Origin of the sequence: Bradyrhizobium erythrophlei (assembly GCF_900129505.1) — a bacterium.
Lineage (GTDB): Bacteria > Pseudomonadota > Alphaproteobacteria > Rhizobiales > Xanthobacteraceae > Bradyrhizobium > Bradyrhizobium erythrophlei_D.
Genome location: NZ_LT670818.1, coordinates 4,802,021 through 4,825,842 on the forward strand (window position 1 = coordinate 4,802,021; position 23,822 = coordinate 4,825,842).

The following is a 23,822-nucleotide window of genomic DNA, read 5'->3' on the forward strand; positions in this document are numbered from 1 at the left end:
TAATACTGCGTGAGCCGCTTAGCCAGGGTTCATGCCCCTGGCCTTGATCACGGCTGTGGCGGCGGGAGTGGTCAGGAAATGGATAAACGCCCTGGAGGCGTCTGCTTCCCTTGAGTCCGCGGCGACGGCGGCGGTGAAGACCAGCTCTTGCTGCAGTTCCGCGGGGAAGGCGCCGGCGAGTTCCACGCCGGGGGCGATCAGCACGTTGATGAGAAACACCCCAAGCTCAGCCGCGCCTGCGGCGACGCTGGGGGCAATCTGCGCCGGTGTGGGCTGCGGCTTTGTCCGGGTCTTCATCGCCTCAGTGATGCCGAGACGCTCGAACGTCTTCAGGACATAACCGCCTGCCGCGCTATCTGGCACGAAGGCGATCGACGCCGCGTCGAGCAGGGTCCTTTTCAGCGCCTCGGGCGTGCTGATGTCGGGCTTCGGTGCCCCGGCGCGAACGATGACGCCATAGCCGACGCGCGCGATATCGACGGTTGGGCCGGGCGCGAAGCGGGCTTTTGCGCCGGCGTCGCTAAACACGTCGACTGGTACCACCACCAGATCGAACGGCGCCCCGGAGGTCGCCTGCTTGATCAAATTGGGGGTGGCATCGAAATGGATGACAAGCTTGTGGCCGGAGACGCGCTCGAATTGAGCGCCGAGTTCGTTCATCCAGCCGGTCGTGGAGCCGCCGGCCAGGATCTTGAGTTCGGCGGCCCGAAGATCAGTTATGGCCGGCATCGCCAGCGCAAGGCCCAGCATCGAGGCGGGCAGCGACAGCTTCCTCATGAGACCCCTCTGTGATCGCAGTGGATGGCATCTGCATCTCAGTCCGCGATCGTGACGTCGGCGACAAACAGCGGCTCGCGCACCGGCTGCCCGGTGAACGGCGATCCCTGCTCGAACCACGAGCGCGGCGCGGGCGCGCCCCACAGGGTCTGCCGTTGCGGATCCTTCAACGACCAGCGCAATGGCTCGTGGTCACGGTCCATGGTGAAGTAGTCGCTGGTGTAGAGCTCCAGCCGGTGGCCGTCGGGATCGCGGACATAGAGGAAGAAGGCATTCGAAATGCCGTGACGGCCGGGACCGCGCTCAAGATTTTTCAAATAGCCGCTGGACGCCATCACGTCGCAGAGATGCAAAATGTTCATCGCCGTCGGCACCCAATAGGCAAAATGGTGCAGGCGAGGGCCACGGCCGTTGGTGATCGCGAAATCGTGCACATTGCCCTTGCGGTGCATCCATGCTGCGGCGATGCGGCCATTCGGTCCGTCTTCCTCGCCATATTCGGTCAGGCGAAAGCCCAGCCGCGCGTAGAAGTCGACGGTGTCCTGGACTTCGGCCGCGAACACGTTGAAGTGGTCGAGCCGCTGCGGGTGGCAGCCCTTGTAGAGATCGTAGCGGCGCAACAGATGCGGGCGTTTCTCCATCGCGGCGTAGAGTTCGATCTGGAAGCCGAAGGGATCGGTGAACTGCAGCGTGCGGCCCTGGAACGGCGCTTCCGCAAAGGCGCAAGCGATGCCGTTCTCGGAAAAGAACGCGGCCGCCTTGTCGAGATCGCTGTCGTCGCCGACCTTGAAGCCGAGCCGGTTGCAGGCGGCGACCGGCGCTTTGCGCAGCACCAGCGAGTGATGCTGATGCTCCTCGACGCCGCGCAGGTAAACCGCCCGGTCGTCGCGGTCCTCGACATGGAGGCCGACGGTGGTCTCGTAGAACGCGCGGCTGGCATCGAGGTCCACCACGTCGAGCACGGCATGGCTGCACCGGATGATATTGAAGGGCGGATCGAAGATGTGTTGTGGAACGGGCATGTTGTTTCTATTCCAGTCCTGAATTGTCGACCCTCATGGTGAGGAGGCGCTTTAGCGCCGTCTCGAACCATGAGGCCCGTGGCCCATCCTTCGAGACGCGGGCTTGCGCCCGCTCCTCAGAGGATGTGATTTTTTGCTGCTTGGCAAGCGAGTGTGGCGGATGTCGCATGCATGTGATTCCCTGCGATCGTCGAATCGGGTGAGGCGCTGATGGGCGGTGACGAACTTTTTGGGGAACTGCCAGAGCAGAGGGGGCCGCAGGTAGGCGGGGCGCCGTCGGGAGCGCCGCGGCTGCGTGAGCCCAAACGAGACCAGATCGAGCTGCGTGCAGTGGATATCGAGAGCCTGATTGGGGAAGATCACCCGGTACGAGTGATCTGGTCGTATGTCGAAGGCCTCGACCTGAGCGAGCTTGAGAATCGGATCAAGGCACGGGGCGACAGGCCCGGTCATCCGGCGACCTCGCCGCGGCTTCTGCTGGCGCTGTGGCTCTATGCCACCAGCGAGGGGGTTGGCAGTGCGCGTGCCCTGGAGGGGCTTTGCAACAGCCATGATGTTTATCGCTGGCTGTGTGGCGGCGTGTCGGTGAACTATCACACGCTGGCGGACTTCCGGGTCGGTTGCGCTGATCTGCTCGACCGGCTGCTGGCCGAGCATTTGGCGGCGCTGATCAAGACCGGCCTGGTGGACCTCGACGGGTTGGCACAGGACGGGGTGCGGATACGGGCGAGTGCGGGGGCGTCCTCGTTCCGGCGCGCGGCGACGCTTGACCGGCATCTTTCGGCTGCGCAGGCGGTCGTGGATCAGCTCAAGCGCGAGGTCGATACGCGCTCGGATGCCAGCAACCAGCGGATCAAAGCCGCCAGGGAGCGGGCCGCGCGCGAACGCCTCGAACGGGTCAAGGCGGCCCAGAAAGCGCTCGACGAGATCGAGCGGCAGCGTGACGAACGCGAACAAAAGCGCGGCAACGGCAAGAAGCCGAAGGAGCCGCGCGCCTCGACCACCGACACACAGGCGCGGGTGATGAAGATGGCCGATGGCGGCTTCCGCCCGGCCTATAATGTGCAGGTGGCAAGCGTCGCCGGTGAGCAGATCGTAGTCGCGGTCGACGTCAGTAATAGCGGTTCCGATCGGAGCCTGATGCGGCCGATGCTGGAGCGGCTACGCACGCGGCTGGGACGCTTCCCGGCATGGCATCTTGCCGATGGCGGCTTTTGCAGCGGCGAGGATATCGAGTGGGCGCATGGCAAAGGGATCGAGATCTATTGTCCACCGGTCCAGTCCAAGCATGGCACCGACCCCTATTTGCCGCGGCGCGGCGATGGCCCAGGCGTCTTGGCTTGGCGGGCACGGATGGGGAGTGAAGCGGGCAAGGCGCAGTACAAGCCCCGCTCGATCTGCGAATGCATCCATGCGCGCTGGCGCAATTGGGATCTGCGGCAATTGACCGTACGTGGCTTCCAAAAGGTCCGAGCCGTGGTCCTCTGCTACGCCCTCACCAACAACATCTTGCAGGGCCATCGCCTCGCCGCCGCATAGGCAGGAGGTGGTCAACCGCAACCCCAGCATGCAGTCTGCCAAACAACGCAATAACTCAAAGAAACTGGCACCTACCGAAAAACTTCACAAGCTCTCAGGATGAGGGCAAACCGAGTTTCTGAATCTTGTGGGTGCCCCGCGCCAGCGAGACGTGCTTGGTTTCCATGTAGAAGTCGAACGAATAATCGCCACCGTCGCGGCCGATCCCTGAGGCCTTCATGCCGCCGAACGGCGTCGGCAGATGGCGAACGTTTTCGGAGTTCAGCCAGATCATGCCGGCCTCCAGCGCATCCGCCACCCGCAGCGCGCGGCCGGTATCGTTGGTCCAGACATAACCGGTGAGGCCGTATTTCACGTCATTGGCGATCTCGATGGCGTCGTTCTCGCCGCCAAACGGGATCACCGTCAGGAACGGCCCGAACACTTCCTCCTGCGCAACCCGCATCCCCGCATGCGCGCCGGTGACGAGGGTCGGCTGCACATAGTGTCCGCCGCCGGGGCCGTCATGCGGCCTGCCGCCGACCGCGATCACCGCGCCGTCCTGCCGCGCCACGTCGAAATAGGAGCAGACTTTTGCAAGGTGTCGCTCGTGGATCAGCGGCCCGATTTCGGTCAGGGGATCGAGGGGATGGCCGACCTTCAGGGCTTTGACCCGCGCGGTGAGCTTTTCGATGAACTTTTCCGAGATGCTTTGCTGGATCAGGAGCCGGCTCGACGAGGTGCAGCGCTCGCCGTTGAGCGAGTAGATCATGAACACCACCGCATCAAGTGCGCGGTCGAGATCGGCATCGTCGAACACGATCACCGGGTTCTTGCCGCCGAGTTCGAAATGCACGCGCTTGAGCGTCGGCGCGCCCTGCGCCATGATCGCCGAACCCGTAGCACTTTCGCCGACGAAACCGATCGCCTTGATGGCGGGATGCTCGGTCAGCGCCTTGCCGGCTTCCTCGCCGATGCCGTGCACGGTGTTGAGAACGCCGTCGGGCACGCCGGCCTGCTTTACGAGTTTTGCCAGCAGATCGGCGGTCACCGGTGACCATTCCGCGGGCTTGTGCACGACGGTGCAGCCGGCCGCGAGCGCTGGCGCAATCTTCCAGGTCGACAGCATGAACGGCGTATTCCACGGCGTGATCACGCCCACGGGGCCGATCGGCACCCGCGTCGACACGTTCCAGTGCTCCTCGCTCGGCATGTTGAGGCCGTCGCGGGCGTCGGCACATTTGTCGGCGAAGAAGCGGAAGTTTTCCGCGGCCCGGATCGCGGCCTTGGCCATGAAGCGATGGGCCTGGCCGGTATCGATGCATTCGAGCACGGCGATATCGTCGGCGCGCTCCTCGATGGCGTCCGCAACCCGGTGCAACAGCTTCTTGCGCATCGTCGCCGGCATGTCGCGCCAGGCCTTGAACGCAAGGCTTGCGGCGGTCGCGGCGCGATCGATATCCTCAGGCCCACCGCGCGCGACGCTCGCCAGAATTGCGCCATCGATCGGCGACTTCGTCTCGAACGTATCGCCCGAGATCGACGGCACGATCTCGCCGTCGATCATGTGCCCGATGCCGTCGGCCCTCAGCGCTTTAAGCAGCGGCCCGGCGCGATCGAGGTTGGCCTTGAAGACATCCGATTTCGGCGTGATTTTATCCATGCGCGGCCTCCGCCTTCAACGCCTCGTGAATGTTGTTGCGCTTCCAGCTGGTTTCCTTGTCGTTGATCTGCATGTCGAACGAGAGCGCGAATTTGCTGCCCGCGAAGACCGGCTCGAGATGACTGGAGAGCGCCTTGAAGATATGTTCGCCGGCCTTCTGGCGCGCTGCGAGATCGCGCCCTTCGCCGAGCCGCAGCAGCATGGCGAGAAAGCTGAAATGCGGCGAGCCGTCGGCGATGGCGTAATGCTCGCAGCGGATGGCGCGGACGCGAATGCCCCCGAGCGGAAAGATTCCGGTTTCCACCGCCGCCTTGCGCACGAGTTCGACGATCTTGCCCATGTCGACGCGGCCATCGAGATTGGCGGAATATTCGATCGTGAAATGCGGCATGTCCGGCCTCCCAACCGATTGTTCAGAACGACATCAAGCGAAGTAACAGCTGACGGACCCGTAGGGTCCATAGTCGGCTTGAATCGTGTCGCCTTTGCGGGTCTCGATCGGGCGGATGAACGATCCCGCCAGCACCACCTGGCCGGGCTCGAGCGCCAGCCCGAGCCGGGCGATCTTGTTGGCGAGCCAGGCCACGGAAGTGGCGGGATGGTTGAGCACGCCGGCGGCAAGCCCGGTCTCTTCCAACTGGCCGTTACGATAGCACAACGCGCCGATCCAGCGCAGGTCGGCATCCAGCGGCCGCAGCGGGCGGCCGCCGAGCACGATGCCGGCGTTGGCGGCATTGTCGGCGATGGTGTCGAAGATCTTTCGCGTCGCCTTGGTTACGGGATCGACCCGCTCGATCCTGGTGTCCAGTATTTCCAGCGCGGGGACGACGAAATCGGTCGCATTGAGCACATCGAACAGGGTGCAGCCGGGGCCGGCCAGCCGCGTCTTCATGATGAAGGCCAGTTCCGCCTCGACCCGCGTGCCGATGAAGCGGTTCGAGGGCACGAGGCCGCCGTCGGCAAAGAACATGTCGTCGAGCAGCACGCCGGAATCCGGTTCGTCGATCAGAAGCGCGCTCTGCATCGCCTTCGAGGTCAGCCCGATCTTGTGGCCTTTGACGACGCGGCCTTCGGCTACCTTGATCTCGATCCACGCTTGCTGGATCGCATAGGCATCCTCGATGGTGATGGCAGGAAATTCCAGCGACAATTGCCGGATCTGCGTGCGGGTCTTCTCCGCCTGGTGAAGCCGCTCGGCGGCAACACGGATATCGTCCTTGGTCAGGGCCATGTTGGTTTCGGCTTCGCAAGCAAAAAGCGGGGGTGCGGAAATATGATTAACATGTTAAATTGTTCCGGGCAAACCGGACGGGATTTTGCTGCGATGCAAACGCGACCCATGTTGCCGGAAATGATCTGGGATTGCCGAGGGCGGATATTCGATCGTGACGCGGAAAAAATCCCCCGACAAAACCGCCGTCCGGCACGTGCCGATGCGCGAATTCTCGCGTTCGCTGCCGATGTCGCTGTTGCGCGCCCGCGAGGCCGTGATGCGGCAATTCCGCCCCTCGCTGCGCGATCACGGCCTGACCGAACAGCAATGGCGGATCCTGCGCGCGCTTGCTGCCGTCGACACCATCGAGGTGACTGAGCTTGCCCGGGTCGCGTTTCTGCTTGGTCCCAGCCTTTCCCGCATTCTGCGCGACCTGGAAGCGCGTCATCTGATCGAACGACGGGTGGTGAAGGCCGATCAGCGCCGCGGCCTGGTGTCGATCTCCGCGAAGGGAGTGCGGCTGATCGAGACCGTCGCGCCTTCGTCCGAGGCGATCTACGCCGCCATCACCCGCCGCTATGGCGCGCGCAGGCTCAGGGAATTGCAGGATATGCTGCATGAGCTGGAGGGCACGCTGTCGGCGCTCAATAAAGGAGGGGGAACCGGCGAGGACGGCGAATTCGAGTGAACGCAATTTTGCATGATCGTCCCAAAAAGACGCATAGCTCCGCTTGATGCATATTGTTTGAGCATCGAAAGCCGCGGCCAACACTGCCTGATAACGGGAATAAGCCCGGTCAAGCGGCGTTAATCTCATGCAGTAGTCACGCCGCGCGAGGCGTCTGCGTCCTTAGTAGAAATCGTTGCGATATCAATTTACTCAGGGCCAGAGAGTCCGTAGATACGCTTTCGGTGTCGCGTCCTCTGGGACTGCAAACATCAAGAAAGGCCGACAAAGAAGCCCGGCCTCACGGAGGAACGAATGAAGCTCACGAGACGCGATTTCGCGGCCGGCTTGGCCGTTGGTATTACCGCACCCTACGTTATCGGCAGCGCCCGCGCGCAAGCCGCCACCCTCAAGATCGGTATGTGCGCGCCCGTTACCGGCCCGGCGGCCGAATCCGGTGGATACGCGATCAAGGGTGCCAAGCTCGCGCTGGAGGCCGTCAACAAGGCCGGCGGCATTCTCGGCAAGCAGGCCGAACTGATCATCGAAGATGACCAGACCACCAACCCCGGGATCGTGCTGGCCTTCTCCAAGCTCGCCGCGCAGCCGGACATCGTGGGCTTCCTCGGCTCGATCCGCTCCACGCAGGTGCACGCGATGGCGCCCGACGTTCTCAAGCTCGGCAAGCCCGTGATGATCGGCGGAACCGATCCCAACCTGACCCATATGGGCAATCAGTGGCTGTTCCGTTTCCGCCCCAATGACAGCTATTCGGGCCGCGTGATCGCCGACTACGGCGTCAATACGCTCGGCAAGAAGAAATGGGCCGTGCTGCATTCGACCGATGCATTCGGCACCGCCGGCGGCAAGGCGCTGACCGACGCGCTCGGCAAGCTTGGTACGCCGCCTGTTCTCGATCAGGGCTATGCCAACCAGAGCCAGGATTTCACGCCCGTCGTGCTCGCGATCAAGCAGTCCGGCGCCGACATCCTCGGATCGTACTTCACGTTCGAAAGCGATCTCGGCATCTTCGCCCGTCAGTTGCGCCAGCTCGGCGTCAACATTCCCTGGGTCGGCTCGCCCTCGATCGTCAACATCACCGCGCTGAAGCTCGCCGGTCCCGCGCTTTACGGCACCTACGGGGTCGCCGATTACGCCGAGGATTCCAGCGAGGCCTCGAAGGCGTTCGGCAAGGCCTATCGCGATGTCGCCAAGGTCGCACCGGACAACCAAAGCTCCTGGCCCTACGACGCCATCAACGTTCTGGCGGCCGCGATCAACAAGGCCGGTTCGACCGATCCCGGGAAGATTCGCGAGGCTATCCTGGCGACCAAGAAATATCCGGGCGCCGAGGGCGAATATAACTTCGACCAGAACGGTGACGGTTTGCACGGCTACAACATCGTGAAGAACGAGAAGGGCAATATCGTCTTCGATAAGCATATCGAGTCCAACGATTGACGACGTCGCCGGCTCCTCCCGATCGGAAGGGCCGGCTTCGCATCCAGCAAATCCATTCGTGCTGGGCCGGCGTCTATGTGCCTGCGCCTGTCACCTAACGACGCCCGGTCGATCCGATTGCGAACCTGGCCGGTTTGTTTCTCCCACCGAGCATTTCCATGGATCTCGTACTGCAACTGCTCTTCACCGGGATCGGCATCGGCGCCGTCTACGCGCTGGTCGCGCTCGGTTTCGTGCTGATCTTCCGCGCCACCAACGTGGTGAATTTCGCGCAGGGCGAATTCTCCATGGTGGCGGCCTATCTGATGGTGGTGTTCGCCGTCGATCTGGGCTGGCCGTACTGGCTGTCGTTCCTGCTGGCGCTGGCCGGCATGGCGCTGCTGGGGGTGGTCTTCAATCTCGGGGTCTATTACCCGCTGCGGCATCGCAGCTTCCTGCCGGTGATCATCGCCACGATCGGCGCCTCGATCCTGATGGCCAATTCGGTGCTGGCGATCTACGGTCCGCAGCCGCAGGTGCTGCAGGGATGGTTCGAGACGCCCGGCATCCAGCTCGGGCAGGTCTATCTCGACAGCCAATATCTGCTCATTATCGCGGTCACTATCGTGATGGTGATCTTCAACTACTGGTTTTTCGAGCACACCATGCTCGGCAAGAAACTACAGGCCACCTCGCAGGACAAGGAGATGGCCTCGCTGCTCGGCATCTCCGTCTCCACCATGATCATGATCACCTTCATCTATTCGGCGGTGCTGGGCGGCCTCGCGGGCATCCTGGTGGCGCCGGTGCTGTTCGTCTCGATCCAGATGGGCTCGACGATCGCGCTGAAGGCGTTTGCCGCCACCATCATCGGCGGCTTCGGCGACGTCGCGGGTGCAATCATCGGCGGGCTGGCGCTCGGCATCATCGAAACCTTTGGCGCGGCCTACATTTCCGTTCCCTACAAGGACGGCTTCGCCTTCCTCGTACTGGTGCTGTTTCTGGTGTTCCGGCCGCAAGGCATCTTCGGCGAACGTGTCGCGGAGAAAGCATGAGCGCGCCCAGCGACAACCTGACGATGACGGCGCTGCCGCGAACGAAACCGCTGCTGCTGCGCCATCTGCCATATTTCATCGCTGCGACGATCCTGGTGGTCTTGGCCGCGACGATGCGCTTCGACGGCTACATCCTCAACATCCTGATGCAGGCGACGACCTTCGCGATCGCGGTGTTCGGCCTCTCGGTCGTGCTCGGCCTGTGCGGCCAGATCAACCTGGCGCAGGCGGCGTTCTTCGGTTTCGGCGCCTATGCGGTCGGCATCGGAACCACCGATCTGCATCTGAGCTACTGGCTCTGCCTCGTCGCGGGCTGTGTCATGGCGCTGGGGGCGGGCGCGTTCCTCGGCATGTCGACCTTGCGGCTCGGCGGCCATTACCTCGCGATGGTGACGATCTCGTTCCAGCAGATCGTCACGCTGGTCATGATCAACGCCATCGGGCTGACGCACGGCCCGGACGGCGTCTCCAACATCGGCCGTCCCGATCTGTTTCAGACCGCGCAGGGCTATCTCGCCTTCTGCGTCGCGATGCTGGCGATCATCGGCTATTTCGTCTGGCACCTGCCGGACACCCGGCTCGGGCGGGCCATGCGCGCGGTGCGTGACAACGAACTCGCCGCCGGAGTCAGCGGCATCGATGTATTCCGCACCAAGGTCTACGCGTTCGGCCTGTGCGCAGCGCTCGGTGGTCTCGCCGGCGGTCTGTTCGCCGGCGGATTTGCCTATGTCAGCCCCGACCAGTTCTCGTTCGCGGAATCGATCGTGTTCCTGACGATGTCGCTGCTCGGCGGCGTCGCCTCGCCGATCGGCTCGGCGATCGGCACCGGACTGTTGATCCTGATCCCGGAATGGCTGCGGTTCCTCAAAAGCGTTCCCGGGCTGTATCTTGCGATCTACGGCCTGTTCGTCATCCTGATCATCCGCTACATGCCGGACGGCATCTGGGGGTTCATCGGCGTCGCCCTCGATCGCTGGCGCAGCCGGATCAAGGCGCCGGCGACTGCGGCACCTCTGCTATTGAAGCCGGCCAGCGTCGGCGGCGATATCGTGCTGGAAGTCACCGGCCTTTCGAAGCATTTCGGTGGCCTCAAGGCCGTCGACGGCGTCGATATCGCGGTAAAGCGCGGCGGCGTGCACGCGCTGATCGGGCCGAACGGCTCCGGCAAGACCACGACGCTGAACGTGCTATCCGGCCTCTACAAGGCGACCTCAGGCAAGATCGTGCTCGACGGCACCGACATCACCACCATGCCGCCGCACCAGCGCACCGCGGCAGGTCTGGGACGTACGTTCCAGAACATCCGGCTGTTCCGCTCGATGACGGCTTTGGAGAACGTCGAGATCGGCGCCGAACGGCCCGGCAACACGCTGATCGGGCAGGGCGGCGATGCCGCGCTGACGGAACGCGCGATGGAAGCGCTGACCTTCGTGGGCCTGGGCAGCCGCGCCAATGAACTTATCTCGAGCTTTTCCTACGGCCATCAGCGGCTGATCGAGATCGCGCGCGCGCTCGCCGCCAACCCGACGCTGCTGCTGCTCGATGAACCTGCGGCCGGCCTGAACTCGACTGAGAAGCTCGAACTGCACGAATTGCTCAAGCGCATCGCGGCGCAAGGCCTGACCATCCTGATCATCGACCATGACATGACCCTGGTCTCCGAGGCTGCCCAGCACATCACCGTGCTCAATTTCGGACGCCGCATCGCGGACGGCGAATCCATGGCGGTGCTGCGTCATCCCGACGTCGTCTCCGCCTATCTCGGGAGCGAATGATGGCGCTGCTCCAGATTAACGATCTGATCGTCCTTTACGGCGAGATCGAAGCATTGCGCGGCGTCTCGCTCAGCGTCGATGAAGGGCAGGTGGTGACCTTGCTCGGCGCCAACGGCGCCGGCAAATCGACCACGCTGCGGGCGATCTCGGGGCTGGCAAAACCGGCGGCGGGTGAAATCCTGTTCGACGGCAGATCGATCGCAGGCCTCGGCCCGGAAGCGATCGTCCGGCTCGGCATCTCCCACGTGCCGGAAGGCCGGCGGATTTTCCCCGGCCTGACGGTGAAGGAAAACATCATGCTCGGCGCCTCGAACCGGCGCGTCGCGAAGGCCGAATTGTCGCGCGAAGCCGACGCCATGTTCGACCTGTTCCCGGATATCCGCTCGTTCTCCAATGCGCTGGGCTGGACGCTCTCGGGCGGCCAATTGCAGATGGTCGCGGTCGCGCGCGGCCTGATGGCGAAGCCGCGGCTGTTGCTGCTCGACGAGCCTTCGCTCGGGCTTGCGCCCGTCATCGTGCAGGCGGTGTTCCGAATCATCTCGCAGATCCGGCAAAACACCACGGTGCTGCTGGTCGAGCAGAACGCGCGCATGGGGCTTTCGGTGGCCGATCACGGCTATGTGCTGGAAACCGGCCGCATCGTGCTCGGCGGCAAGCCCGACGAACTCTGGGGCAACGAAGCCATCGCCGCCGCCTATCTCGGCGGTCACGCCAAAGCACGTGCGTGAACAGCCGGTGAAGCATCCATGGAGGTTGAAAATCTGATGGGCTTCGTGGCGGACGTTTTCGCCGGTGCCCTTGCCTGATGATACCGGGGCGGCGATAGTGAACACCGCGCGAGATCGGCGTGAGCGGGCTGAGTCAAAGGACGACGGCATAATTGGTATCGTCATTGCGAGCGCAGCGAAGCAATCCATGGCCGCTAAAAAAGGATGGATTGCTTCGTCGCTCCGCTCCTCGCAATGACGGCGAGAATGAACACAGGGAAGGAAACAAAAAGTGGCAAATAACGTGAAAAAGGTCTGGGCGTCGGGCAAGGCGGTGGTGAACGCCTGGCTTGCGATTCCTTCCGGGTTTTCCGCCGAAGTGATCGCGCAATGCGGGTTCGACAGCGTCACCGTCGACATGCAGCACGGCGTGCAGGACTACCAGTCGATGGTGCAGTGTTTCCAGGCGATGAACGGCCATCCGGTGACGCCGATGGTCCGCGTGCCCTGGAACGAACCCGGCATCATCGGCAAGGTGCTCGACGGCGGCGCCTACGGTGTGATCTGCCCGATGATCAACACGCCGCAGGAAGCGAAGAACCTCGTTGCCTATTCCAAATATCCGCCGAAGGGCACGCGTTCGAACGGTCCGATCCGTTCCGGGATGTACGGCTCGGCCGGCAGCTATCAGCAGACGGCGAACGACGAGATCGTGCTGCTGCCGATGATGGAGACCAAGACCGCGGTCGAGAACATGGAATCGATCCTCGATGTCGAAGGCATCAACGGCGTCTATATCGGCCCCTCCGATCTTGGCTTCTCCTATGGGCTGGTGCCGAAGCTCGACCGCGACGAGCCGGAAATCCTCAAGATCTACGAGAAGATCGTCAAGGAATGCGGCAAGCGCGACCTCTATCCGGGCATCCACTGCTCGGGCGCCGAGGGCGCGGTGCGCGCCATCAACATGGGCTTCAAGCTGGTGACGCTGTCGAACGAAAGCGGGCTGATGATGACCTACGCCAGGATGCAGGTGGCGCAGACCCGGAAAGAATCGGCCGGCAAGGCTTAAGACACGCGAATAGCGAATAGCGAGTAGCGAATGGCGAATAGGGAGTGACGAGAGGCGAATAATGATTTGAATAAGTATTCTTTCTATTCGCTACTCGCTATTCGCCAACTTCAAGGAGACCTCCCATGACCCCAGCCCCCGTGATCCGCCTGCATCCCGACGACGGCGTCCTGATCGCGCGGGCAAGCCTGCCGCCGGGCATGGTGGTGGCTGACGGCGTCACCACGGTCGAACGGATTCCGGCGGGGCACAAAGTGGCAATCCGCCCCATCGCCGTGGGCGAACCGATCCACCGCTATGGCCAGATCATCGGCTTTGCCACGATCCCGATTTTGCCGGGCCAGCATGTTCACACCCAGAACTGCGGCATGGGCGATTTCGCCAAGGACTATGCCTATGGCGTCGACGTCAAGCCGGTGCCGAATTTCGATCTGCCCGCAACCTTCGAAGGCATCCGCCGGCCCGACGGGCGGGTGGCGACCCGCAACTATATCGGTATCCTCACTTCCGTGAATTGCAGCGCGCATGTCGCGGGCCTGGTCGCCGACGTCTTCAAGAAGAATCCGTTCACGCACGACAACCCGCTGGCGGATTTTCCCAATGTCGATGGCGTGGTGGCGCTGACCCACAAGACCGGCTGCGGCATGACGCAGGACGAGCCGCTGGCGCTGCTCCGCCGCACCCTCGGCGGCTACGCGCGGCATGTAAATTTTTCCGCTGTGATCGTTTTGGGCCTCGGCTGCGAGGTCAACCAGATCGGAGGGCTGATGGCCGAGCAGAAGCTCGCCGGGCGCTTGCGCGCCATGGACATTCAGGAAGTCGGCGGCACCCGCAAGACCGTGGAGGCCGGAATCGCCTTCGTGAAGGAGGCGCTGACCGACGCCAATAAAGTCAAGCGCGAGCCCGTGTCGGCGAGCGAGTTGACGGTAGCGCTGCAATGCGGCGGCTCCGACGGCTATTCCGGCGTCTCGGCCAATCCGGCGCTGGGCGCGGCGAGCGATCTCCTGGTGCGGCATGGCGGCACCGTCATTCTTTCGGAGACCCCGGAGACCTATGGCGCCGAACATCTGTTGACGCGCCGGGCGGTCAGCCGCGAGGTTGGCGAAAAACTCGTCGGCCTGATGAGGTGGTGGGAAGAATACACCGCACGCGAAGGCGCCGAGATGAACGCCAACCCGAGCCCGGGCAACAAGGCTGGCGGACTCACTACCATCCTGGAAAAATCCCTCGGCGCGATGGCCAAGGCCGGCAGCACCAACCTGGTCGATGTGCTCAATTACGCCGAGCCGGTTACCAAGAAGGGCTTTGTCTTCATGGATACGCCCGGTTACGATCCGGTCGCGGCGACCGGGCAGGTGGCCGGCGGCGCCAACCTCGTCTGCTTCACGACAGGGCGCGGCAGCGTGTTCGGCTGCAAGCCCGCGCCCTCGATCAAGCTTGCGACCAACACACCGATGTACAAGCGCATGGAAGACGACATGGACGTCAATTGCGGCACCATCCTCGACGGCGAGGAAACCGTGCAGCAATGCGGCCAGCGCATCTTTGATCTCATGCTGAAAACTGCTTCCGGACAGCCGACCAAGAGCGAGGGCTTCGATTTCGGCGGCGCCGAATTCGCGCCGTGGGTGCTTGGGGCGACGATGTGACCGATCGTAGCTCGGATGGAGCGAAGCGAAATCCGGGATCCCATCCGCTGCGGGATGCGTCGGATTGCGCTGAGCCTGTCATCGGGCGGCGCTTCGCGCCGACCCGTTGGCTCCTACGGGTCTGAAGGCGGCTTGCTTAAAGCGTGATCGATAGTGCCCGGAAGTAGTTTGTCGGAACGTGATCGCGCACCATGCGCGGCAGGACTCCGGCAAGCCGGTCGAGCGGTCGTGGCCCGATGCTGCGAATGAGGCGAAACGCCGCCAGCGCCCGGATATCGGCAAGTCCGGCCGCAATGGCGCCATCGATGATATCCGGCTTGTTTTCCGCGGCGGCGCCGGTCTGCGCCTGTGTGCCATCGAAGCGGCCGTCGGTCGGGCACTGGATCGATTGCCCGACATGGCGAAAATCGCCCGGTTGCGGCGGCGGGACGGTGGGCACGATGTCGGTACCGTCAATGAGGCGGAAGGTGGAGCCGCCGAGCGGATAATTGTTGAAGAATGCCGAGCCGCCGGTCCGCGGGCTGCCGAAGGTATAAACCACCGTGGTCCTGACGTTCGGCTCGTGCGCCGCGCGCGCCGCGGCAAGGACCGCTAGTGCACCGCCCAGGCTATGCCCGGTGAAGAACAGCGGTTCTGCCGGTGCCGGGCGTTTGGCGATCACCGCCTGGATCACCGGCCAGACGGTTTCCACCGCGTCCTCGAACCCGCTGTGGAGATTATCCGGGGACTGCACGGCGTTGAAATCCGTGATCCAGTCTTCGAACTTCAGGGGATCGCTGCCGGCAAAGGTAACAAATGTCGCGCCGCGCCCTGCGGCGACCACCACGCATGCGCTTTTCGGTGGCAGACCCGTGGCGGGGTCGTTGGCGACGAAGGCAGGCATCGTCAGTTGCCAGGCATCGAGGATGCTTTTGACCTTGTCCCTGTGCGCCGTCTCATAGGCAAGCTGGGACAGCCACATCATGGCCCGCGCATTGTCGAGGCCAAATTGCGAAGATAATGAGGTGAATTTCTCCAGGGCATTGTCGGGATAGGCGCCTCGGGCCAGCTCTACCAGGAAACTCATTGAACAATTCCCCCAGCGACTGATAGTGCCGCTAAATCAATCACAGGTAGTTAGGAGCGGCAAGCGGGAACGCTATAACCCGCATCTCTCCTAGGCATTGGCTGCCCGTTGTTAGTGCTTGATGTCGGGGGGAACCAGTGTTCTGCTTAAAAAAGCTGCTGGAGTAGCCTGCCTGTGTCGATCTTCGTCGCATTACATCACGTCACGCATTACAAATACGACCGACCGATCGATCTCGGCCCGCAAACCATTCGCCTGCGCCCGGCGCCGCACACGCGCACGCCGATCCTGAGCTATTCGCTCAAGGTCCTGCCTTCCAATCATTTCGTGAACTGGCAGCAGGACCCGCAAGGCAACTGGCTGGCGCGCTATGTCTTTCCGGAAAAGGCCACCGAACTGAAGATCGAGGTCGATTTCACGGCGCAGATGACCGTGATCAACCCGTTCGATTTCTTCGTCGAGCCTTACGCCGACAGTTTTCCGTTCGCCTATACCGCCGATCTCAAGACCGAGCTCGCGCCGTATCTGGCGACCATCGAACCGGGGCCGGAGTTAACAAGATATCTGGCGGAGATTCCGCGCGACGCGCCCAGCACGGTCAATTTCCTGGTCGATCTCAACGCGCAACTGCAGAAAAAGATTCGCTATATCATCCGCATGGAGCCGGGCGTTCAGACGCCGGAAGAGACACTGGCCTCCGGCGCCGGATCGTGCCGCGACTCCGCGTGGCTGCTGATCCAGATCATGCGGCATCTCGGGCTCGCCGCCCGTTTCGTCTCGGGCTACCTGATCCAGTTGCGCCCCGACATCGATCCGCTCGAAGGCCCGCGCGAGGTCGAGAACGATTTTACCGATCTGCACGCCTGGGCCGAGGTCTACCTTCCCGGCGCGGGCTGGATCGGCTTCGACGTCACCTCGGGCATGCTGACGGGTGAGGGGCATATTCCCGTCGCCGCCACGCCGCATTACCGCACGGCGGCGCCGATCTCGGGCGCAGTCGGCTTCGCGCAAGTCGAATTCAACTTCGAGATGACCGTCAAGCGGATCCGTGAAGCCCCTCGAATCACAAAGCCTTTCTCCGATGATTCCTGGGCGCGCCTCGACAAGCTAGGCGAGCGGGTCGATGCCGATCTCAGAGAGGGCGACGTGCGCCTGACCATGGGCGGCGAGCCGACTTTTGTCTCCGTCGACGATCTGGAATCGCCGGAATGGAACATCTCCGCGGTCGGTCCGACCAAGCGGGCTCTGGGCGACGACCTCATTCGCAAGCTGCAAACCCGGTTCGCGCCGGGTGGGCTGCTGCATTACGGGCAGGGCAAATGGTATCCGGGCGAAAGCCTGCCGCGCTGGGCGTTCGGCCTGTATTGGCGCAAGGACGGCGTGCCGATCTGGAAAAACGCCGATCTGATCGCCGCTATCAACGGGCCGCACCAGACGCGAATTGAAGACGCCGAGCGCTTTGCGGACAGCACGGCTGCAAAGCTCGGCGTCGACGCCGAATATGTCCTGCCGGCGTTCGAGGATCCCGGTCACTGGCTGCAGAAGGAAGCGGGCCTGGCGCCCAATGTCGATCCCAGCGATTCCAAGCTGTCGGATCCCGAGGAGCGCGCGCGCATGGCGCGGGTGTTCGACCAGGGGCTCAACACGCCCAAGGGATTCGTACTGCCGATCCAGCGCTGGAATGCCGACGCAAGTAAATCTCCCTCGCGCTGGAAGAGTGAGCGCTGGAAGCTGCGTCGCGGCAATCTGTTCCTGACCCCCGGCGATTCCCCGCTAGGGCTGCGGCTGCCGATCGCCTCGCTGCCGCATATACCGGCCGAGGAATATCCCTACATCGTCGAGCAGGATCCGCTGGAGCCGCGCGACAACCTGCCGGTTTACGACGCGACGCCGGCCGAGGCCGCCCCGCAGCAGGAGGTGCAGGAGCAGCAGCTCAAGGGCGGTGGCGTGCGCACCGCGATGTCGATCGAGATCCGCGACGGCGTGCTGTGCGCCTTTATGCCGCCGGTGGAGAAGCTCGAGGATTATCTCGAACTGGTCGCGGCGGTGGAGGCGACCGCCGAAGAGATGCAAGTTAAGGTTCACGTAGAGGGTTATCCGCCCCCGTTCGACCCCCGGGTGGAAGTGATAAAAGTGACGCCCGATCCCGGCGTCATCGAGATCAACATCCAGCCGGCGCAGAACTGGCGCGACGCCGTCAACATCACCTTCGGCCTGTACGAAGACGCAGGCCAGGTCCGGCTCGGGGCCAACCGCTTCCTGGTTGACGGCCGGCACACCGGTACCGGCGGCGGCAACCATGTCGTGGTCGGCGGCAGCACGCCTTCGGACTCTCCGTTCCTGCGCCGTCCTGATCTGTTGAAGAGCCTGGTGCTGTACTGGCAGCGGCATCCGTCGCTGTCCTATCTGTTCTCCGGCATGTTCATCGGTCCCACCAGCCAGGCGCCGCGCATCGACGAGGCGCGCCATGACGGCCTCTATGAGCTGGAAATCGCGCTCGCCCATGTGCCGCCGCCTGATATCAAGGCGCCGCTGTGGCTGGTCGACCGGCTGTTCCGGCACATCCTGGTCGATATAACAGGCAATACCCACCGCGCCGAAATCTGCATCGACAAGCTCTATTCACCCGACAGCTCCACCGGCCGGCTGGGCTTGGTCGAATTTCGTGCGCTGGAAATGCCGCCCGATCCGCGCATGAGTCTGGCGCAGCAATTATTGATCCGGGCCTTGATCGCAAAACTCTGGCGCGAGCCGCAAGCCGGCAAGTTCGTGCGCTGGGGTACCACGCTGCACGACCGCTTCATGCTGCCGCATTTCCTTTGGGAAGATTTCCTGGATGTGCTGGGTGAGCTCAAACAGTCCGGTTACGACTTTTCGCCGGACTGGTACGCCGCCCAGCTCGAATTCCGTTTTCCGGCGTTCGGCCGGGTCCATCATGGCGGCGTTTCGCTGGAACTGCGTCAGGCCCTGGAGCCCTGGCACGTTCTCGGCGAGGAAGCCTCCGCCGGCGGCACGGTGCGTTATGTCGATAGCTCCGTCGAGCGGCTGCAGGTCAAGGCGTCCGGCTTTGTCGAAGGCCGCCACGTCGTCACCTGTAACGGACGGCGGATGCCGATGACCGAAACCGGTCGCTCCGGCGAGGCGGTTGCCGCTGTCCGCTTCAAGGCCTGGCAGCCGGCCTCCGGGCTGCATCCGACCATTCCCGTCCATGCGCCGCTGACATTTGACTTGATTGATACCTGGAACGGCCGCTCGCTGGGCGGCTGCGTGTACCACGTCGCGCATCCCGGCGGACGCAATTACGAGACCAAACCGGTCAATTCCTATGAAGCCGAGGCGAGGCGGCTCGCCCGGTTTCAGGATCACGGCCATACGCCCGGCAAGATCGATCCGCCGCGCGAGGAACGCACAATTGAGTTTCCTTTGACACTCGACTTGAGGACCCCGCTCCTGCATTGAATAGGGGCAGAGCGTTTTCGAGCGAAGTGGAGACCGGTTCGCGCCAGGAAAACGTGTCAATTAAGAATCCAGAGCCCCGTTTCGATTCTATCGAAACGGGGCTCTGGGCTGGAGTAGTTGGGATGGCGGGACACGACGGCCAGGAAGGCGGCCGGGCAAGCAGCCAGGGAAGCAAGGTCCGTTCGGCCAACCGGCGCGTGGCGCAGTGGACGCGCGACTACGCCCGCCTGCCGGGAATTCCCGATGAATATATCGCGCAGGACGGCGAGCCGCGGGCGGTCTGGAACCGGTTTTTCGATGCCTTCGCAGCCTTGAGCCCGGGCGAAATCGAGCGGCGTTTCGGCTCCGCCGACCGGCATTTGCGGGAAGCCGGCGTGACCTACCGCGCGCCCGGCGAAACCTCGGACCGGCTTTGGCCGCTGAGCCATCTGCCGCTGTTGATCGACGAGGCCGACTGGCAACAGCTGAGCGCGGGCATCGTCCAGCGCGCGCAATTGCTGGAGCTGGTGCTCGCCGATCTCTACGGCCCGGGCCGGCTGGTTGCCGAAGGCGCGATTCCCGCCGCCGCCATCGCCGGCAGCGCCGAATATCTCCGCGCGGTTTGCGGCATCAAACCGCCGGGCGGCCGCTATCTCAGTCTTTATGCCGCCGATGTCGGCCGCGGACCCGATGGGCGCTGGTGGGTGCTCGGCGACCGCACCCAGGCACCCTCGGGCGCGGGCTACGCGCTGGAGAACCGGCTGGTGCTGTCGCGCGCCTTCACCTCGCTCTACAAGTCGATGAACGTCGAGCGGGTCGCACCGTTCTTCGAGGCCTTTCGCGATGCCTTGCGCGGCAGCGCGGACCGCGACGAACCGCGCATCGGGCTCTTGACGCCGGGCCAGTTCAGCGAGACCTATTTCGAACACGCCACGCTGGCGCGCTATCTCGGCTTCCTGCTGGTCGAGGGCGACGATCTCGCCGTCAGCGGCGACCGCATTCACATCCGCACCGTCGCCGGCCTGAAACGGCTCGACGTGCTGCTGCGCCGGGTCGATTCCAATTTTCTCGATCCGCTGGAACTGGATGCCTCCTCGCAGCTCGGCGTGCCCGGCCTCATCGACGTGCTGCGAAAGGACGGCGTTGTCGTCGCGAACATGCCGGGCTCGGGCGTGATGGAGGCGAGGGCGCTGCTCGGCTTCCTGCCCAGCCTGAGCCGGCGGCTCTTGGACGAAGATCTGAAGATGCCGAATATCGCGACCTGGTGGTGCGGCCAGAAGGCCGCCCGCGACGAGGTGCTGTCGCGGCTCGACGAGGTCGCCATCGAAGGCGCCTATGCGCGAGGCGTTCCCGGCTTTCCGGGGAGCGGGCCCGTGCTCGCCGGCGAGCTGTCGGCGGCCGACCGCGACCGGCTCAGGGGCGCGATCAACGATCGCGGCATCGACTATGTCGGCCAGGAACTGGTGCGGCTGTCGACCATGCCGGTGTGGGACGAGGGACGGATCACGCCGCGTCCGTTCGTGCTGCGGGTATTCGCCGCCGCTACCCCCCATGGCTGGACCATCATGCCCGGCGGCTTCTGCCGGATCGCCGAACAGACCGATGCGCGCGCCGTGTCGATGGGCGATGGCGCGCGGGCTGCGGATGTCTGGGTAGTCTCCGATAAGGCGGTGCCGGCGACCACGCTGCTTCCAGCGGTCGACACGGTACGGATCAGGCGCATCGCCGGCGTGGTGCCGAGCCGCGCCGCCGACAACCTGTTCTGGCTCGGCCGCTATCTGGAGCGTGCCGAGGCGACGCTGCGGCTGGTGCGGGCGCTCGGGACATCGCAGCGCGATCCCGGCAAGGGATCGTCACCCGTGCAGCACGCGCTGGAGCGAATTCAGCGGCTGCTCGTAACGTGGGGCGCAACCTCGCAAACGGCGCGAACGCAACCCGCGAAGATCGCCGCGGAAGCGCTTCAGTCTGAAGACAAATTCGGCTCGGCGCTGTCGCTGGTACGCGCCGCGCAGCGCACCGCGACTTCCTTGCGGGAACGGCTTTCGCCCGACGCCTGGCAGGTCATTACGGAGATGGTCGAACGTCTTGCGCAGGAGGTTGAAGACGACGACGGCGTGGTCAGCGCCGCCGAACTGACGCTGCAGGAATTGGCGAGCTTCGCAGGCCTGGCGCAGGAAAACATGAACCGCGCCGCCGGCTGGCGCTTTCTCGAAATGGGCCGCCGCGCCGAGCGTGCCATCAACACCGTGCGGTTCGCCCGCCAGTTCGCCTGTGACGAGGCCGGCGGGGAGGATCTCGACATCCTGCTGACCCTGGTGGATTGCCAGATCACCTATCGCTCGCGCTACCTGGTCGGTCCGCTGCTGGCGCCGGTGCGCGATCTGGTGGTGCTCGACCCCTATAATCCGCGCTCGGTCGCGTTCCAGGTCGCGGCGCTGAACGAGCACATCGCGAGCCTGCCGACCCTAAAGGAGGGAGGGCTGATCGAACGGCCGCAGCGGCTCGCGGTCGCGCTGCAGGCGGGCCTGACGACGGCGGAGGCATCGAGCCTCGACACCAAGACACTGTTCGCGCTGGAGCAGGATCTGCTCAACCTCGCCGACGCCATCGGATTGCATTATTTCCCGCATGGGCCCAACGCCAGCCGGCCCGAGAAGCTGACGGGGCTGGCGTGATCTACGACATCCGCCATGTCACCAGCTATAGTTACGAAAGCCCGGTCAGTTTCGCCCGGTGTTCGCTCCGGCTTGAGCCGAGAACCGGCGACGGGCAGCAACTGGTCTCGCACAGCGTCGATATCCGCCCCAAGCCCGCCGACCGCACCGCCCGGCGCGACTTCTTCGGCACCCTGACCGAGAGCATCCTGATCGAGACCGCGCATCGCAACCTGCGCATCGATTCGAGGTCGCGGGTGTCAGTGTCCCGGCAGGCACCGGGCCGGGCCGCGCCAAGCCCCTCTTGGGAAAGCGTCCGCGACGTGGCCTTCGAGGCCACCAGCCTCGGGCCGGCGTCGCCGATCGGCTACGTGTTTGCCAGCCCGCTGGTGCCGGTACAGCGGCCGGTTACCGCCTATGCGGCCTTAAGCTTTCCGCCGGGCGCGGGAATCCTGGCCGGCGCGGTCGACCTGATGCACCGCATCCGCACCGAGTTCAAATACGACCCCAAGGCCACCGTGATCTCGACGCCGCTCACGGAAGTGTTCGAGAAACGCCACGGCGTCTGCCAGGATTTTGCCCATGTGATGATCGCAGGGCTCCGCGGCCTCGGGCTGCCGGCGGCCTATATCTCGGGCTACCTGCGCACCGTCCCGCCGCCGGGCAAGCCGAGGCTGCAAGGCGCGGACGCGACCCACGCCTGGGTCTCGCTGTGGTGCGGCGCCGAGACCGGTTGGGTCGGCTTCGACCCGACCAACGATATCCTAGTCGAGAACGACCATATCGAGCTCGCGGTGGGGCGGGATTTCTCCGACGTCTCGCCGGTCGACGGCATCATCGTGGGGTCGCGCAAACAGAAGCTGAGCGTCGCCGTGGATGTGCTGCTGGTGGAATGACCCACGCCCGCCATCTGCAGCCGGACTTCCATGACGTCATCATCCTCGGCGCCGGCGCCGCGGGCCTGATGTGCGCCGCCGGGGCCGGCCAGCGCGGGCGCTCGGTGCTGCTGCTCGAGCAATCGCGGCATCCGGGCGAGAAAATCCGCATCTCCGGCGGCGGGCGGTGCAATTTCACCAATTTGCACGCCGGCCCCGCCAACTTTCTCTCGGACAACCCGCGCTTCTGCACCTCGGCGCTAAGCGGCTATACCCAGCGCGACTTCATCGCGCTGGTCGAGCGATATGGCATTGCCTGGCACGAGAAGACGCGCGGGCAATTGTTCTGCGACGGCTCGTCGCAGCAGATCGTCGACATGCTGCTGGAAGAGTGCCGCAAGGCCCACGCCGAGTTGCGTCTGGGCGTGCGCATTTCGGCGGTCTCGAAGGGCGGGGATGGCTTTGTCGTCGTCACCGACCAGGGTGAGTTTCGCTGCGGCGCGCTGGTGGTCGCCACCGGCGGTCCGTCCATTCCGAAGATGGGGGCGAGCGGGTTCGGCTACAAAATCGCCGAGCAGTTCGGCCTGAAGATCGTGCCGCCGCGGGCGGCGCTGGTGCCGCTGACCTTCGACGCCGCGCTGCTCGCGCAATTCGGCGATCTGGCGGGTGTCTCGGTCGAGGCGATCGTGAGCTGCGGGAAAACGCGTTTTGATGAGGCATTGTTGTTTACCCATCGCGGGCTGAGCGGCCCGGCGATCCTGCAGATATCGTCCTATTGGCGCGAGGGCGAGGACATCGTCGTCGATATGGCGCCGGGGATCGACGCCCTAACCGGGCTGAAGCAATTGCGCGGGGGGCATCCCCGACAGGAAATGGCGACCGCGCTCGCCGGCCTCGTGCCGAAGCGCCTGGCGCGCGCCATCGCCGACAGGGTCGGCGGTCCGGAACGGATCGCCGATTTCTCCGACATGCTGCTGGGGAAACTTGCCGCGGCGATAACACAATGGCGCGTCCGGCCGGTCGGGACCGAGGGCTATCGAACCGCCGAAGTGACGCTGGGCGGTGTCGATACGGTGGGCCTCTCCTCGAAGACGCTCGAAGCGAGGGCCGTCCCCGGGCTCTATTTCATCGGTGAAGTCGTCGACGTCACCGGCTGGCTTGGCGGCTTCAATTTTCAATGGGCGTGGTCGTCGGGATATGCCGCGGGCCGGCACGTCTAACGCCAGGGCGAGAT

At 64.1% G+C, this 23,822-nt stretch carries 18 protein-coding genes; 12 read left to right on the top strand and 6 right to left on the bottom strand.

Annotated features, from left to right (window positions below):
• Positions 1-18: 18 nt before the first annotated feature.
• Both B5525_RS22195 and hpaD read right to left on the bottom strand, forming a co-directional pair.
• The gene (locus B5525_RS22195) at positions 19-777 is read right to left on the bottom strand and encodes a molybdate ABC transporter substrate-binding protein (protein WP_079567915.1); all 759 of its coding nucleotides are present in this window, start codon (positions 775-777) and stop codon (positions 19-21) included.
• A gap of 38 nt (positions 778-815) precedes the next feature.
• Positions 816-1,799 carry a 3,4-dihydroxyphenylacetate 2,3-dioxygenase gene (hpaD, locus tag B5525_RS22200; protein ID WP_079567916.1) on the bottom strand — a complete coding sequence of 328 codons (984 nt, stop codon included), beginning with the start codon at positions 1,797-1,799 and terminating at the stop codon, positions 816-818.
• 210 nt (positions 1,800-2,009) lie between these two features.
• Here hpaD and B5525_RS22205 point away from each other — a divergent pair, with 210 nt between their 5' ends.
• On the top strand, positions 2,010-3,338 hold the full coding sequence (locus B5525_RS22205; protein WP_079567917.1) for an IS1182 family transposase: 1,329 nt from the start codon (positions 2,010-2,012) through the stop codon (positions 3,336-3,338).
• Positions 3,339-3,432: 94 nt separating this feature from the next.
• On the opposite strand, the gene hpaE is transcribed toward B5525_RS22205, so the two are convergent.
• Genes hpaE through hpaH form a run of 3 tightly spaced genes read right to left on the bottom strand, consistent with a single transcriptional unit; the run spans position 3,433 to position 6,211 of the window.
• On the bottom strand, positions 3,433-4,980 hold the full coding sequence (gene hpaE, locus B5525_RS22210) for a 5-carboxymethyl-2-hydroxymuconate semialdehyde dehydrogenase (protein ID WP_079567918.1): 1,548 nt from the start codon (positions 4,978-4,980) through the stop codon (positions 3,433-3,435).
• Positions 4,973-5,371, bottom strand: a complete 399-nt coding sequence (locus B5525_RS22215) for a 5-carboxymethyl-2-hydroxymuconate Delta-isomerase (protein WP_079567919.1) — start codon at positions 5,369-5,371, stop codon at positions 4,973-4,975. Before B5525_RS22215 ends, hpaE begins: the two co-directional genes overlap by 8 nt.
• A 33-nt stretch (positions 5,372-5,404) precedes the next feature.
• Complete coding sequence (hpaH, locus tag B5525_RS22220; RefSeq protein ID WP_079567920.1) at positions 5,405-6,211, bottom strand: 2-oxo-hept-4-ene-1,7-dioate hydratase; 807 nt, start codon at positions 6,209-6,211, stop codon at positions 5,405-5,407.
• Positions 6,212-6,413: 202 nt separating this feature from the next.
• Between hpaH and hpaR the strand changes: the two genes are divergently transcribed.
• The 7 genes from hpaR (at position 6,414) to B5525_RS22255 (ending at position 14,555) form a co-directional block, all read left to right on the top strand.
• Positions 6,414-6,881 carry a homoprotocatechuate degradation operon regulator HpaR gene (gene hpaR / locus B5525_RS22225; RefSeq protein WP_079573662.1) on the top strand — a complete coding sequence of 156 codons (468 nt, stop codon included), beginning with the start codon at positions 6,414-6,416 and terminating at the stop codon, positions 6,879-6,881.
• 294 nt (positions 6,882-7,175) lie between these two features.
• Positions 7,176-8,321 carry an ABC transporter substrate-binding protein gene (locus tag B5525_RS22230; protein ID WP_079567921.1) on the top strand — a complete coding sequence of 382 codons (1,146 nt, stop codon included), beginning with the start codon at positions 7,176-7,178 and terminating at the stop codon, positions 8,319-8,321.
• Between the two features lie 158 nt (positions 8,322-8,479).
• A complete protein-coding gene (locus tag B5525_RS22235) occupies positions 8,480-9,355 on the top strand; it encodes a branched-chain amino acid ABC transporter permease (RefSeq protein ID WP_079567922.1) in 876 nt (291 codons plus the stop codon).
• On the top strand, positions 9,352-11,130 hold the full coding sequence (locus tag B5525_RS22240) for an ABC transporter permease subunit (protein ID WP_079567923.1): 1,779 nt from the start codon (positions 9,352-9,354) through the stop codon (positions 11,128-11,130). The genes B5525_RS22235 and B5525_RS22240 overlap by 4 nt, the downstream gene beginning before the upstream one ends.
• Complete coding sequence (locus tag B5525_RS22245; RefSeq protein ID WP_079567924.1) at positions 11,130-11,858, top strand: ABC transporter ATP-binding protein; 729 nt, start codon at positions 11,130-11,132, stop codon at positions 11,856-11,858. The genes B5525_RS22240 and B5525_RS22245 overlap by 1 nt, the downstream gene beginning before the upstream one ends.
• A 271-nt stretch (positions 11,859-12,129) precedes the next feature.
• The gene (locus B5525_RS22250) at positions 12,130-12,906 is read left to right on the top strand and encodes an HpcH/HpaI aldolase family protein (RefSeq protein ID WP_079567925.1); all 777 of its coding nucleotides are present in this window, start codon (positions 12,130-12,132) and stop codon (positions 12,904-12,906) included.
• Between the two features lie 125 nt (positions 12,907-13,031).
• Positions 13,032-14,555 (top strand): UxaA family hydrolase, encoded by a 1,524-nt coding sequence (locus tag B5525_RS22255; RefSeq protein ID WP_079567926.1) that lies wholly within the window; start codon positions 13,032-13,034, stop codon positions 14,553-14,555.
• A 136-nt stretch (positions 14,556-14,691) separates the two neighbouring features.
• Here B5525_RS22255 and B5525_RS22260 read toward each other — a convergent pair whose 3' ends face one another.
• Entirely contained in the window at positions 14,692-15,621 is a 930-nt protein-coding gene (locus tag B5525_RS22260) for a lipase family protein (RefSeq protein ID WP_079567927.1), read from the bottom strand.
• A 174-nt stretch (positions 15,622-15,795) separates the two neighbouring features.
• Here B5525_RS22260 and B5525_RS22265 point away from each other — a divergent pair, with 174 nt between their 5' ends.
• From B5525_RS22265 to B5525_RS22280, 4 genes are all read left to right on the top strand, one after another.
• Positions 15,796-19,080, top strand: a complete 3,285-nt coding sequence (locus tag B5525_RS22265; protein WP_079567928.1) for a DUF2126 domain-containing protein — start codon at positions 15,796-15,798, stop codon at positions 19,078-19,080.
• A gap of 122 nt (positions 19,081-19,202) precedes the next feature.
• Positions 19,203-21,734 (top strand): circularly permuted type 2 ATP-grasp protein, encoded by a 2,532-nt coding sequence (locus B5525_RS22270; RefSeq protein WP_079567929.1) that lies wholly within the window; start codon positions 19,203-19,205, stop codon positions 21,732-21,734.
• Positions 21,731-22,609 carry a transglutaminase family protein gene (locus tag B5525_RS22275; RefSeq protein ID WP_079567930.1) on the top strand — a complete coding sequence of 293 codons (879 nt, stop codon included), beginning with the start codon at positions 21,731-21,733 and terminating at the stop codon, positions 22,607-22,609. Before B5525_RS22270 ends, B5525_RS22275 begins: the two co-directional genes overlap by 4 nt.
• Positions 22,606-23,808 (top strand): NAD(P)/FAD-dependent oxidoreductase, encoded by a 1,203-nt coding sequence (locus B5525_RS22280; protein ID WP_172899940.1) that lies wholly within the window; start codon positions 22,606-22,608, stop codon positions 23,806-23,808. Before B5525_RS22275 ends, B5525_RS22280 begins: the two co-directional genes overlap by 4 nt.
• The last annotated feature ends 14 nt before the right edge of the window (positions 23,809-23,822 follow it).